12 protein-coding genes are annotated in these 15,584 nt (G+C 29.7%); all 12 read left to right on the top strand.

Annotated elements, in window-relative coordinates; genetic code table 11:
• The first annotated feature begins 24 nt into the window (after window positions 1-24).
• Entirely contained in the window at window positions 25-1,380 is a 1,356-nt protein-coding gene (locus RTP52_RS02715; protein ID WP_312369072.1) for a hypothetical protein, read from the top strand.
• Window positions 1,381-1,404: 24 nt separating this feature from the next.
• Entirely contained in the window at window positions 1,405-3,876 is a 2,472-nt protein-coding gene (locus tag RTP52_RS02710) for a hypothetical protein (RefSeq protein WP_312369070.1), read from the top strand.
• 41 nt (window positions 3,877-3,917) lie between these two features.
• On the top strand, window positions 3,918-4,838 hold the full coding sequence (locus tag RTP52_RS02705; protein WP_312369068.1) for a hypothetical protein: 921 nt from the start codon (window positions 3,918-3,920) through the stop codon (window positions 4,836-4,838).
• Window positions 4,839-4,854: 16 nt separating this feature from the next.
• Window positions 4,855-6,600 (top strand): hypothetical protein, encoded by a 1,746-nt coding sequence (locus RTP52_RS02700; RefSeq protein ID WP_312369066.1) that lies wholly within the window; start codon window positions 4,855-4,857, stop codon window positions 6,598-6,600.
• A gap of 14 nt (window positions 6,601-6,614) precedes the next feature.
• On the top strand, window positions 6,615-7,112 hold the full coding sequence (locus RTP52_RS02695; RefSeq protein ID WP_312369064.1) for a hypothetical protein: 498 nt from the start codon (window positions 6,615-6,617) through the stop codon (window positions 7,110-7,112).
• Window positions 7,113-8,543 carry a hypothetical protein gene (locus tag RTP52_RS02690; protein WP_312369062.1) on the top strand — a complete coding sequence of 477 codons (1,431 nt, stop codon included), beginning with the start codon at window positions 7,113-7,115 and terminating at the stop codon, window positions 8,541-8,543. It abuts the gene before it with no gap.
• 15 nt (window positions 8,544-8,558) lie between these two features.
• Window positions 8,559-9,155 carry a hypothetical protein gene (locus RTP52_RS02685; RefSeq protein WP_312369060.1) on the top strand — a complete coding sequence of 199 codons (597 nt, stop codon included), beginning with the start codon at window positions 8,559-8,561 and terminating at the stop codon, window positions 9,153-9,155.
• Window position 9,156: 1 nt separating this feature from the next.
• Complete coding sequence (locus RTP52_RS02680; protein WP_312369058.1) at window positions 9,157-11,088, top strand: discoidin domain-containing protein; 1,932 nt, start codon at window positions 9,157-9,159, stop codon at window positions 11,086-11,088.
• Window positions 11,089-11,100: 12 nt separating this feature from the next.
• On the top strand, window positions 11,101-12,723 hold the full coding sequence (locus RTP52_RS02675) for a discoidin domain-containing protein (RefSeq protein WP_312369057.1): 1,623 nt from the start codon (window positions 11,101-11,103) through the stop codon (window positions 12,721-12,723).
• 53 nt (window positions 12,724-12,776) lie between these two features.
• Complete coding sequence (locus RTP52_RS02670; RefSeq protein WP_312369055.1) at window positions 12,777-14,075, top strand: LamG-like jellyroll fold domain-containing protein; 1,299 nt, start codon at window positions 12,777-12,779, stop codon at window positions 14,073-14,075.
• A complete protein-coding gene (locus RTP52_RS02665) occupies window positions 14,075-15,040 on the top strand; it encodes a phage tail protein (RefSeq protein ID WP_312369053.1) in 966 nt (321 codons plus the stop codon). Before RTP52_RS02670 ends, RTP52_RS02665 begins: the two co-directional genes overlap by 1 nt.
• 82 nt (window positions 15,041-15,122) lie before the next feature.
• Complete coding sequence (locus RTP52_RS02660; RefSeq protein ID WP_312369051.1) at window positions 15,123-15,584, top strand: hypothetical protein; 462 nt, start codon at window positions 15,123-15,125, stop codon at window positions 15,582-15,584.

Below are 15,584 nucleotides of genomic sequence, written 5' to 3'. Positions count from 1 at the left end.
AATATAAAGGGAGGTGTGTGATTAATGATCAATACAAAAAAAATAACTTATGATATTATCGATAGAACAATATTAGAGCCAGAAAATGCAACCACTTTTGCTGTTATGGGTGATAATGTATCTCATAAGATGATTTTTAGAATAGCACGATTTATAGATAGTGTCGACTTGTCACAAAAGCTAATTTATGTTTGCTATAAGAACAGCATCGGGGCAACCGGGGAATCCCCCGCCACTATTTCTAGATTAACTAATACTATTCTAGAGATAGATTGGAAAATACCAAATGAATTAACATCAACTCATGGGGATGTAGAATTTTATTTAGAATTTAGAAAGTTAGATGATCAAAATAATAAAATCTATGTATTAAAAACAAAGCCTGTTACTAGGCAAATCGAAAAGTCATTTATGGTAGAAAATACTGCAACTGAAGCTGATTTTTCTTTTGAAAAAGCATTTTTAGATGATAATTCCTCTCACCTGACACGTAGCGATTTAGTAGATAGTGAATTACCATTTAGAGTTGTTGACAGAGATATTATAATAAATTCATCCAGAGTAATTGCGATTTTAAATGATAATATGAGTCAAATTTTATCCTTTCGTCTCAAAAGAGTAGTCGATGGTATTGACCGCGCTGATAAAACATTCTGTTTTAAATATATTAATGCTAATGGTGAGTCTGATATCGCTATTGCAACTAATATTAACAATTTTGAAGATGATATCATTATTAGTTGGGCATTAGATCGAAAGGTTACAAGATATGCTGGAACGATTACCTTTTCAATCTGTATCCTAGGTAATTTATCTGATGGGACATTCTATTCATGGAATACGAAACCATCTACTTTTGAAGTTGAAACTGGTTTAGATATTGAATCACAATTAGTAACACCTGTTAATAGTTGGTTTGATTCTTGGGTAATAGAAGCAGACAACATTTTAAAGCAATCCTCTCAATTTGCTAATCAAGCAAAAGAATTTTTCCAGAAAGCTGAATTAGCCAAAAAAGATATTGAAGAATTAGTAAATGCAACAAAAGATCATGCAATAGCAGCTGGTACTTCTGCTAAAGAAGCAAAGGAAACTATCTACGAAATTGTAGGTCTATATGTAACTAGAAGTGATAAAGATATTGATAACTCTGAGATTTTTAAAAAAGTTAACTACTATCGTCCTGATAGAACTTTATATATGAGTAGTACATTAAGTACAGCTAGAGATAAATTTGATCAACGTATTGAGGTTAAGTATGATATTGATGGTACCTCCGTTGTTAGTACAGATACTTACTCGATTCTCAGAGATGAAGATGATTCTGTTACTGGCCATTTTAGCAGCCTTAATCAGCTTCAATATCATGGCTTAGTATAATAGCAGAAAGAAGGGAGTTGCAAAATGAATAAAACAGAAAACCAATCTGCTATCGATGAGATTAGTAACGAATCAAACATTTTACATTCAAGTAATAACATTGGTAATTCATTCAGTACTGCTATAAATGATAACGACTTAATATTTACAATAGTCAATAAGACTATAAAAACTCCTGTTGGAATGCGTGATATCTTAGTACAGGGAGATAAAAATTCAAGAAGAATTCATTTTATTTTAAATCGATATTATGATGGAGTTGATTTGACTCAAAAAGATGTCTACATAAATTTCATCAACGCAAAATCAGAAACTGGTTCTGATAAAATACATGATATAACGATCAGTGAAAATAAGTTAAAGTTTGATTGGTTCATAGATAGTACTTTAACTTCCTTAGAAGGGAAAGTTTCGATTCAGGTTGAACTATGTGAGCATGACGATATCGGTGATATAATTTATAGATATCAAACTAAGCCATGTGATCTAGAAATTAGTAAAACAATAATTTCTAACGGTGATGCTGAGCAGATCGATTATTACTTAGACATAAAATTTCTAAATGAATATACTACTCCTATCATTTATGAAGAGATGGTTTCATCATCGGAACCTATCACGATAGATAATCGTACAATGATTATGCCTTCATTAAATGATATTGCTGTGACTCAGGATACTCGATGTAAGTTATTAACGTTTAAATTTAGTAGATACATCGATAATGTAGATTTATCTGAAAAGACGATTTGTATTAAATATAAGTTGAAGGATGGAACAGGTGATAGAAGCTTTGCATGTAACCAAAAAGTCACGGATACTATCCTACAATTTGATTGGCTATTGGATTCCAAAGTAACATCATTCGAAGGTGAAGTTGAATTTGCCATTCAATTTATTGGTTATAACGAAAAAAATGAATTCTATTGCTACAATACACTACCTTCTCCTCTATACATCTCCAAGGGTCTTGATGTTGATGGTATGATTGAGGAGCCTTCCCCTTCCTGGATTCAGAGTTGGAATATATTAGCTGATAATTACTTAAGAAGTTATTTAAAATATATTAAAGATATTCAGAACAATGTTGCACTTGCTCTAAAAAGTGCTGAAGAAGCCACTCTAGCAATGGAAAGAGCGAGGCTTAGTGAAATCTCCGCAGAAAATGATGCTAATATCGCATGGCAGCAAGCTGATAGAGCAGAACGTATGGCGGATATTACAGCAGGTTTTAACCAGACAGTAATCAATATAATGAAAGAATTCACTGAGAAATATAAAATCTTTTCAACTGAATATGAAAACATTCGCAAAAAGGATGAGCTTATTTCAGAAAATGATTTATCTGAATCATTAAAACAAACAATTGACGGTAAGGCGGACAAAGATCATCAACATAGTGCTTCCGATATCATTGTTGATGAAAACCATATGTTTGTAACTAACGCCCAACTATCAGATCTGAAAAATGCAAGACTAAAAACTATTCCTATTAAAGAATCTGATTTAGATGCTGATCTAGCAAATAAGATTAATAGTGGATCAGGCGGAAGTGGTGGTCTCCCACCTGTTCAAATAAATGGTGCTCAAATTGATGATACTAATGCATCCTTCTCAAAAGTGTATTCCAGTAAAACTACGGAAAATAAAATAGCTACTGCTATTGGCAGCGCTATCAGTGGCATGGAAGGCTTATCAGATAATAACTTTACAGATGCAGAAAAACGGAAGCTTGCTAGAATAGATGATAATGCTAACTATTTTACATTAACAACGATAAGCGCATCTATTGTGGAAGAAACGCAAGACAGAAAATTTGTAAGCCCAACTGAAAAGGCGGTATTCTCAGATAAATATACAAAATCAGAAGTTGATAATTTAATTTCATCATTATCATCAGGTATGGTATGGAAACCAGATGTTCCTACCTATGAAGATATTTTTAAAACATATCCCCACCCGATAAAGGATTGGGCGGTATCTACTGCGAATGGTGATACCTATTTATATGATGGAACAGCATGGATTAAGATTGGTAGTGGAAAAACACCTCTTGCTACTTCTAATTCGAATGGTTTAATGAGTTCACTTGATAAGAGTAAACTTGATAATATTGAGAAGAATGCAAATAACTATGTACATCCAAAAACACATAGTGCCGACATGATAGTTCCTACAAATGATAAACAGTTTGTATCTACTGCTGAAAAGCAAGCTATTTTAAATATGCAAACTACTATTAATGATTCATTAAAACCTTATAGAAAAAATTCCGTAAAGATTTTGGAAACCGATTTGGACCAGACTCTATTAGATAAATTAGCAAACGCTGGTGGAACTATTATTAATGATAATGTATCTTCATTAAGCCAAACCTATAGCTCTGCTATTATAGATGCTAAATTAAAAGCTGTTACAGACGATTATAATGAGAAAATGCTAAATATTGTTAATGATGTAGCAACAAAAGCTGATATTGATAAGTTATTCGTGTAGGGAAGAGTACTCTTCCCTTTTGTTATAAAAAGGGGTAGATAATGAACAATAATAAATGGATTGATTTAAACATATTAACTTATACAGTTAATAAATTAAAAGAGCTAATAAATAAAAAAGCTGATATGAAGCATGGACATTTAGCAAGTGAAATCACTGAAGAAACTAACAGGAAGTTTGTTACCACCTCTGAAAAAGAAAAAATCCATGTAATTCAAACAGATGGTGATGGAAGTTCTATTTTGTATAGTGATGGTACTTATAAAAAAGCTTCAAGTGCAAATGTAATTCATGATGGAATTGTAGCTGATGATACTACTTATAGTTCTAAAAAAATTGATACTGATTTCTCGAAAAAAACTCATACTCACAAAGAGTTCGACAAATTAAATGCTGATTCACATACTCATTCAAATAAGAATGTACTTGATGATATCTCACTTGAACGATTTAGTAGCTGGGACTACAAAACTCAGAAGATTATTACTGTTGGTCAGGGTAACATGTTTCTTGCAGATGATGGTGAATATAAAGAAATAAGTGGTGGAGGTATTGGAGAAGGGGGAGTATCAAGCTGGAGCGATTTGGCTGATAAACCTTTTGAGAGTATTGATCCTAAGACATTAAATGTCGATAGTCGAAGTAAAACACTGTCAGCAAATCGAGTCGAAATAACATTAGCTGAATATGATAAGTTGCTACAAAACAACCAGATCAATGAAAATATGATGTATTTAATTACTGATGATAATAATTATAGTAATTATATAGATGATTTCTGGTATGGGACTAGATTGAAATACGAAGAGATGAAAAAGGCTGGGACTCTAAATCCAAATACCACCTATTTCACGACTGATGATGGAGATTATTTATTAAAAAATAATATTTTATTTTCTGATGAACAAATTAATTTTATAAAAAATTTAGTCCAAACAATCATTAACAAACAAGCAAATTAAAGGATGGTGATTTCCAATGGGTATATTTAAAGGAAATAAACAGATTTCTGGTATGAGAGATGAATTAACTAAAATATCTGTTATAGATGATATTACACCATCTTTATATACCACATATTCCTCAAGAAAAACTGAAGATAGATTAATTGAGATAGAAAATGCTGTTATCTCAGATCAAACTAAAAATGCAAAGATGTGGCAAAAGACATTCTTAAATGTAGTTAATAATGATTCCTTATATATGGATTCTACTGAAGAATTCTCATTAGACAATTCTATCATACAACCATATAAATTTATTGAAGGCGAGAAAAATATTGTTGGAACTTTAAAACGGTTTGATAATGGAATGGCTGATAACTTTATATATGATACTGATTCAATAAATTTTGAAAATAAAATGCAAGTAAAGGATACGTATTTTTTAGGTTTCACTCAGAATCAAGATAACTGTGAGTCAGAAGATGTTATCACAGAAGATTTTTTAGATATTGATACTATTCTATTAGATCAATATAGCGCTAATGAAGAATATATTAGCTTCCCAAAAGCCATTAAAGCTAGTTCTAGTTATAGTAATATAGAAGCTTACGATCTAACCCTCATGACTGAAAGAGGTAAGTATACAGGGCCTTTAACAGGTTGGTGTGCAAAAGCTGTTCTTAATGCTAGTGCATATATTCAATTTGAGTATTCTCAGTTATATCAACTAAAATCTTTTGAGATTATTGCATCGATGGTGGCTGGTGGTTATGAGCCCATTAAAGATTTTAGAATTGTAGCTAGTCTAACAAATACTTTTGATAACGCAGTAACTTTATATAACGGTATCTATACAAAAACAGGAAGTTATGAGAGCTTTGCTATTCCTTCAAATAAAAAATATTATAAATATTATAGAATTTATCTTGATAGTTTCTACCCGAATAATGGTGGTAATGGTATGAATATAGGGGGGGTTTATGCAAGTGGGACTAGTATGCCATCTACTAAATTTCTTATAATGAAAAATGATATATACTATTCTATAAATGAAGAATTTTATAATACTTCTTTAAATAATTATAACCCAATATCAGAACCTGATTTTAATAATGGATTTATGATTAATGACCTATATCGTTCAATAACTATTGAAAATGAAACATTTCGGCCAATAGATAAATTTATCACTTTTAAATTAATTTCATTAGAAAATCTTTGTAGTTCATCTTTAATGATAAATGGTATAAAAAATGGTAAGAATCTTGTAGTTGCTAATGATGATATATTAACAAGTTTAGCTCATAGCATCAATTATTTTAAAATGTATCAAAATTCAGTTGGTATAGGTTCAATGAAAGTTGTCTTTTCTATTGATAAAGGTGTCACATGGAAAACATGGAAAATAGTCGATAATAGTTTTGAAAATTTAGATATTGTGATACCTAATAAGCGTTATACAGAAATGTCAGATGACGAAAAAAGTCAATATAATAAATCGACAGATATAATTTTTGAAAAAGGTATACCATCTGGATTAATACAAAACTTAGATTTTAATTCAACTCTTACATCAAACACAATTAGGTTCGCTTATGTATTATATCGACCTACATATAATGATTTTGTATCTACAGATAAGCTTGATTGGAGTTTTAATGCGAAAGGACATATGAAAGCAATGAACTACGAAGAGTTTGAAGCAGAAGTTTTTGAGAATCAGGTAAGAATTAAAACATTTATTGATTCACCACTAATAAAAGTTAATTTAATGGCATAATAGGAGGTTTTTTAATGGCAATTTTTCGTGGAAAAAAACTAATTTCCTCCATAAGTGGAGTTAGTTTAAAAATACCTCAAATAAAAGATGATATTATTAGTACAGCTTCCAATATCTCATCTACTGAATTAGAATGCAGATTTTATGATTTTGAATATTCCATTAATTCTTCTGAAACTGGATGTGTGTATTGGCAAAAGAATTTCATAGATGTCCTAGCTGACCAAACTCTTGCGATTACAATTAGCAATGGTAAGCTTAAAAAATATATTCTACAAATCTTTAAATTTGTAGATGGAGACACTAACATTGTCCAAACCATTAAATTATTCAATAATACTGATGCAAAAAACTTTAATTTTAATAAAGAAAATATTTCTTTTGATAACGGTATGAAAATCAAAGATAAGTATAGTTTATCAGTAAACCATAATGAGTCAGAAGATTTTTTTGAAAGTGAAATTATATCTTTTGATAGTTATAAAAACATACATTCAATGGAGGTAATTTAAATGGCTATATATTATGTAGATTCTGAGAATGGACAAGATGCAAATATTGGCTCTGATGAACAGCCCTGTAAAACTTTAATGTGTGTACTAAATAAAATAACAAAAATTACTGAAAATACCTCAATACATCTAGGAGCTGGTACTTATACTTGTGATGCAACAATTATTACTAAAATTAATGCTAATATATCTTTAACGATTATTGGAATGAATCAGGAGACTATTCTTAAACCTACAACTCCATGGGGTAATAATAATGTCATTGGTGTTTCAAGATCTACTATATCAATAAGAAATCTAATCTATGATATGAGTAACATACTTGGTACTAATACTCAATTTATGAACACTAACTTAAATATGAATAATGTAGTATTAATGAATATTCAACCAGAAACATATGCTACATTTATACCCTATAATACCGCAATATATAATTTTACTAATTGTATTTTTCTAGGAAATAACAGTGCATTGATGCGAACTACTAATGGCTCTATTAATTTATACAATTGCTATGGTAGAGTTGTAAATGGTTATAACACTACACAATCTACGTGGAATATATCTAATAATTATATTACTATGAATCCGCAAGTTGATTCTATGTACAATATTACCGACATTAGTATTCCTAATACTGTTGGTTTATATACTGGTAAATATGCATGGATACGCATATTGATTAAAAAAGATAATCTTTATTTTAGTATTTTGGATGAATTTTACGATACTAAAACCAAAACATATACACCACTGTCGGAGCTAGATTTTACGAAAAGTTTTAATGCTAATCTATTAACAAAGAAAATTATGATAAATAATGAATCTTTCTATCCTATGAATAAGTTCAATAATTTTAAAGTTATATCACCAAATATGATAAATCAAGTTAATATATTTGGTTTAAAAACACAAACTGAACTAATTGTTGCATCAGATGACATAAACATCTCTTTAGCTACTAATATAGATAATTTTAATTTACTTCATAATATTTCGGGTGATGGTAATATTAGAATTGCTTTATCTATCGATAAAGGAAATACGTGGTTATCATGGGATGGAACAAAATTTGTTGAATTAAATTGTAAAATTCCAAATAAGAGTTATGAGACATTTAATGAGGATGATATTTTAGCATGGAATAACGCAAGAGAAATTATAACTATATCTGGTATCTTACTGGAAAACTTCAATAGTTTAAATTTTAATTTATTGCAATCTAAAACTATTAGATTTGCTTATGTATTAATAAGACCATTATATAGTGATAATGTAGAAACAACACAATTAAAATGGCAATTTGATGCAAAAGGTTCATTAAAGTTAATGAAACCTTCTGAATATGAGATTAATGTTTATGAAAATAAAGCTGAAATAACGTCACTATTAGATAGTAAATTGATTAAAGTAAATATGATGATATAGAAAGGTGGTGCTTTTATGTCAATTGCAATAGGTAAAGTTAGAATTGCAAATACTGATGATGGTTCAAAAAAATATGAATTTTTAACTACCAATGGTACTGGAGACTACTACTTAGCCGATGATGGTTATTATTATAAAATTGATAATGTAGGCATTAATGATAATTTGCCAAATACAAAGGAAACATACAGCTCTGAAATGATTGAAGAAAGATTAAGGAGTTCAATTGATTCACTAGTTCTACCTACACAAAATGATGCCCCTACTGTATGGCAAAAGACATTTCTAAATGTAAAAGCTGGTGATATTCTAGAGATGACAACTTCAGACTCCTATAAGATGGATAAAGCCTTCACTCAGGTATATAAACATATTAATGGCCAAACTAATAAAACAGATATATTACATAATTTTAGTATTGATGAGATTGGTCAGTTTTTCTATGATGAAGATAATGTTGTTCTATCTAATGAAGATGGAGGAATAATGAAAATTAAAGATTCATTCCAAATATCTAATATCCTTAATCAAGATGGATATTATGAAAGCGAATTAATATCTAAGAATGACTTTATTGACTTTTATTCAATAACAGTTGAAGGAAGGTTGTAAGATGAAAAAGTATTATATCGATATTATAAATGGATCTGATGAGATTGGTGATGGTAGCCCCAAATACCCCTACAAAACATTAAATGCCCCATTATTAAATGAGGATACAACATTAGTTATTAAGAGTGGGACTTATGAGTTATATCCAACTTTTCTCAAAAAAATTTCACCCTATACTGTTGTAAATATTGAAGGGCAAGGCTTTGATACAATAATAGATATTGTAGGGAAATCTGATGATTGGAAAGCTATTGGTAAGAATACAACAGCTTTAATTTTTAATAGATTAAAATTTAGTAATAGAAAAATTATTTTAAATTATTATGGTGCTGAGATCACAACTTATACTAAATTATACTTTAATAATGTATTATTTTTTGATTTTAAAAGACAGTTAATTGACCATAGTGAACCTTGTTTTGGTTCTAGTAATAATGCAGTATATATGAATAATTGTACTTCGATCTCTAAGGAGTTTATATTATCGCCTAATTATAAAAATGAATTTATAATAAAAAACTCTTATGGTAACTTTTCCACGCATTATGCTTATGGTACACAGCCTACATTAATCAACTCTATTGTTACTACTTCTAAGTATGAACTAGATGACTATTATAATTTAACAAATGAAGATCACAAAGAACTTGGTATTGGTGTATATAAAGGTGACTATAGTTGGCACTTTACTAACTTTATATTGCAAATGAACAATAAATTTTATTCTTTACAAAATGAATACTTTAATTTCGAAACTGAAATGTACGATCCTATTTCAAAGGCAGATATTCTTAAGAATGGGTTAGATTACTATTCTATTTCAAGTATAAAAGATTTTACTGAAGAAAAAATCATTTCTGGTGATTATTCCAATATAACTCCGATCATGACTAGTAATGTACTACCTACCCCATATGTTATTTCAACTGATAGTCAGTATAGTACAAGTTATGCACCTTGGAAAGCATTTGTTGGTAATAGCACAACTGTAACTGATTACTGGAGATCAGCGAATGGTAAGATAGCGACATGGATACAAATTGACATGGGAAGTGCCACTATAACTAACGTAGTTAACTTATCATGTAGAAATGTTACAGACCTAAAAGCTCTTCCAAAAAATTTTACTTTGCAATGTTCTAACGATGGTACAAAATTTGAGGATATAAAATCTTTTATAAATGAGATAAATTGGACACTAGGACAAAGAACGTTTTACTTAGATACTGAAGTTAATTTCAGATATTATAGAATACAAATTTCAGAAAATAATGGTGCTTCCTATTCCGCAATTGGAGGAATTGAATTTGGATATGTAAATCACAAACCAATTATTATTAGACCAATTGATAAATTTGATAATTTTAAAATCATAGCAGATACAAATAACATTATCAAACTTAGAGGAATTAAATCAGATAAAGAATTAGTGATTGAGTCTGGTGATGTTAAAATTTCAATGGCTAAAGAGATTTTAGATGTCACTTTGCAATCAGAATATAAAGATACAAGCGATATACGAATCGCTTTTTCCACAGATAAAGGTGTCACGTGGTTTACCTATGATGGATCAAAAAAAGTAAACTTAGACTGTATTATTCCAATGAAGAGTTATAGTGATATGACTGTCGAAGAGAAGGTTTTATATAATATTGCTAAAGATACAATTGCTCAAAATGGTATGTCAGTAAACACGTTCAATTCGCTGGATTTCAATGATATAAAAACATACCAAATTAGATTTGCTTATGTATTTACTAGAAAGCAATATAATAACGCTTCAAAGCTGAAACATCTTGGATGTACTTATAATGAAAAGGGCTTTATGCAAGAAATGAAAGACAATGAATATGCATTACACGTCTATGATCATAAATTGAGGGTAATTACCAATGCCAAACAAGATATGGTAAAAGTAAGCATTTTAACTTAGGAGGGAAGTTACTTGGGAATTTTAATTAAAATGAACGATTTAATCTATGATGCTTCAGATATCTCCTATAACGTCGAATCTAAATCATATAATAGTATCGCAAACAGTGATTCAAAAATACCTGAATTACTAAACTCTTCTAAGCTAACATATCAAGGCTTAAATGAACCAAAAATAATCTCTAACTCAGAAACAAATGTTACACCAAAAATGACTAGTAATACTACTCCATCCCCATTCACGGTTACAGCAAGTAGTTCATATAATTCTACATATCCTCCTTGGAAGGCATTTAGTCATACAAACGTAGACGCATATGATTCTTGGGTGACCGCTAACGGTCAAACGACAGGATGGTTAACCATTGATATGGGGTCAAAGGTTAAAATTAATACATTCAAGATAACAAGTAGAAATTACTCTGATAGTAACCAAACATCGCCCAAAGACTTCTCTTTATTAGGGTCTAATGATGGGATAGAGTTTGCCACTCTAAAAGTTGTTACAAATGAAGTTACTTGGGGTATGAATATGTCAAAATCATATCTATTAAATGAAGATGTTGATTACAGATATTATAAACTAAATATAACCGCTATTAATGGTCGTAGCTATGTAGCTATTGGTTTACTAGAATTCTTATATAAGGAGGTTATAGAGCGATTTAGACCAATTGAGAAGTTTGATGATTTTACTATTATTAGTCCTACCGACGATAATTTATTGATTAATGCTATCAAATATGATAAACAATTAATCCTATCGAATAAGGATTATAAATATGATGAAGAATTAATAAATACTATAAATCAAATAAAATTAGCATGCTCAGGAAATTTGAAAGTTGTATTTTCAACAGATACCGGTTCAACATGGAAATCTATATATAATAATTCTATTATAAATTTGAATTGTAAAATCCCCAATAAGGATTATACATCGCAAACTCTTGAAGAGAAAGCATTATGGAGCAACGCAATATCAGAAATAGAATTAAAAGGTATGGATAAAAATTTACTTAGTATTATTGATTTTAATGGTATGTCGTTTGCCACAATAAGATTTGCCTTTTTATTAAAAAGTCCAACATATAAAGATAAGGCCATGTTTCAAAATATTAGTATCATCTATGATGAGAAATCTCATTTATTAAAAGCTACGAAACAAGAATATGATACTATGTTATATGATTATGGTGTAAAAATCAGGATGCTGATTGATAGTCCATTAGTAAAAGTTAATACTTTACTTAAGGAAATAAATAAAAATAATCATGAAGATACACGCATACTTTTAGATACACCTATATTATCTATACGTGAGAATGGTGATTTAATTGAAATGTCTTGGAACTCAATCCCTAACGCTAGTTATTATAACGTGTATGTTAATGGGAAATTAGTACAAACAACATCCGATCTTACTTATTCACATAAATTACATCATAAACAGGGTTTGGTATTATTCTGTATAAGAGCATATTCAAATGATACAAAATATAAACCATCAAATTATAGCAATATGGAAGCTTTAGATTACAGTGGTTATCTAGCAACATTACTTGATAATGGAACAAAATCTTATGTTGCTATTATAAAAGATGGAGTTAAATACAAATTCAAAGTTAGAAAATAAAAGAGGTTAGTTATCTAATCTCTTTTATTTTAATTAAAGAAAGGTGATTATTTATGGCGGATAGCTATGTTACAATAGGTGATTTACAATTACTCAATTCACTTGATGATAGTTATAAATTACTTATTGATGATTCTAAAAATGGAGACACTAAATCAGCGCTTGTCAGTGTTTTGAAAGAATACTTAATCAATGATATTAAGCCAAATATAAACAAAGATACAAATACGTGGTTTGTAGGCGGTGTAGATACCGGTATATCAGCTAATGGTATAGATAATATTGAAATTGTTAGTGATACCGATACGGAATACATACTTAAATTTACAACCAAAGGTGAAGAAATTATTACGCCAAATTTAAAAGCTAGTGGCGGAAACGCAGTTTCTATTGATATCAAAACTGATACAGAATCAGAATATGTTTTAACAATTAACGATAGTAATAAAGAAATAATAACTCCAAACTTAAAGCCTTATATTCCAAGCGAAATAAAAAAGGCACTAATTATGCCAGAATTTGATGATATTTTGTTGGCTTCTGCATTGTCGAGTCAAGGATTAATTAAACATCAAAAACCAATTTATATTTTCGATGCAAAAGAAAACTATAATATTACTAATGGTAAAATTTATAATGTCTACGGAGAACAAATTGTTTATGGAAACTATATTAAAGAATTAGATGCTATAAATAATCGATATTATGTTAATTTGGGACAGCAACAAAGAGCTATTGTAGTACCGAGATTATATCAAAAATATACCAATGAGTTTACCATTATGAGCTATACTAGATTAGCATCTGCAACTACAACCACTATCATATTTTCTTCAACTCAAAATGGTGGAATTAGTTTAAATTATTATACTTCTAACAATACATTTAAATTAAATTTTAGATTAAACGGATCTTATTATCCTGCTCTTTCTACAATTACACCACCGAAAGATTTTGACGTTTATAAGTGGCATTTGTATACAGTATCTTATACTGCGAAAAACAATGTAAGATTTTATATTGATGAAAAACTTGTTATTGAAGTAACGATCCCATATGTTATAGAACATGCAGCAACTACAAGTATTATGATAGGTGGTGAGCCAATTGAAAATGATGTCATAGACTCTACATTAAAATATGATCATATTATACATTGTTCTTACTTCTGTTTTTACAATAGGCAACTGTCATTTGAAGAAATTAAAATAATCAGTGATAACAAATCATTTCAAACAGTTTTAAATACAGATTATGACTATAAAGAAGAAATAAAAGTTGACAATGTTAAATTTTGTACACAAGAAGAGATTATGACCATGATTAATGCCTCAAAAGGAGTAACTATATAATGGTAAATAAAGCTATTTCTCAAGATAATATGCAACAGGTTTTGAATACTATATACGAAGATATGAAAAATATTAGTGGGGCTACAAGTTATATTTCACAAAAATCACCAGTTGGTTCAATTATTAGTTATATGGGGTTGACTGCACCAGATCATTACCTAATCTGCGATGGTAATACTTATAACATCATAGACTTTCCTGTCTTAGCAAAACATTTTTTGAATGAGTTTGGTAGTTATAACTATTTTGGTGGTGATGGTGTAACAACATTTGCAGTACCAGATTTAAGAGGTGAGTTCCTTAGAGGTTCTGGAACAGCTACAAGAGATACTGGTTCTGGTGAAAATGTAGGTATTCATCAAGATCCCACAGGACATCTAAGCATCTATGTAAATGAAGAGTCTCCACAGTTAAATTACTACGCAAATAAAACAGGTGTTCCAGACAATAGAGATAAACTTATTGGGGCTAGCACTAATGGAAAACGTATTACTAGTACCAACTATACAGCTAGTAACCGCTCTATGTATTACTCTTCTCGACCAACTAATACTTCAGTTTTATATTGTATTAAGTATAAGGAGTCAAGGGGTAGTAGTAGAGGAGGTACCCTAGATTCTGTAACGCTGTGGGAAGGTATAGCTAGCTCTGTAGGTAATTGCACTCTTTCCGAATCCACAAAAAACTTTAACTTTATAGCTATAGAAGCAAGAACTACACGAAAAGGTGCAACAATTGATTCGGACAGATTGAGGACAACAGAAATAGTCATATTAGAACCTACTTATCCTATAATGATAACAGTTGCAAAAGTAGTTTTTAGAGATAATACTACAACCTTAGATGGAGCATTTTCTTTTTGGTTGAGACTGAAAGATGAATTTACCCTTGATATTGAAAATATTAGATTTAATAGTACCTACTATGAAAATCCTAGAATAACTAGAATAGTAGGGTATCGGTAGATATGTTAAATATAAATTCGAAGTTGCAAAATAAAAGAGGTTACTTATGTAATCTCTTTTATTTTAAGAAAGGTGATTATTTATGGCGGATAGCTATGTTACAATAGGCGATTTAGAATTACTTAATTCACTTGATGATAATTATAAATTACTTATTGATGATTCTAAAAATGGAGACACTAAATCAGCGCTTGTCAGTGTTTTAAAAGAATACTTAATCAATGATATTAAGCCAAATATAAACAAGGATACAAATACGTGGTTTGTAGGTAATGTAGATACCGGTATATTGGCTAGTGGTATTGACTTTAAAAGCTTATTAAAGACTGCTACTATCACTGCTGTAAAAGATACCACAGATAAAATAGGTTTTAACTTAAATGTGTCTACAAAAAAAGGTAATTTACTAGAAGTTATTGAAACAACTTCTAATGATGAAAGTGAAACTATAAAAGGCTTATATGCTAAAGCCCCTGATGTAACTGTGTGTACTGAAGAGGAAATAATTAATATAGTTAAAAACATATTTGAGGAGGTGGTCTAA

The sequence above is a fragment of the Lachnoclostridium sp. genome (assembly GCF_031997925.1).
Taxonomy (GTDB): Bacteria; Bacillota; Clostridia; order Lachnospirales; family Lachnospiraceae; genus Lachnoclostridium.
The sequence above is the reverse complement of the archived record's forward strand: the minus strand, read 5'-3'. Positions and strand labels throughout refer to the sequence as shown.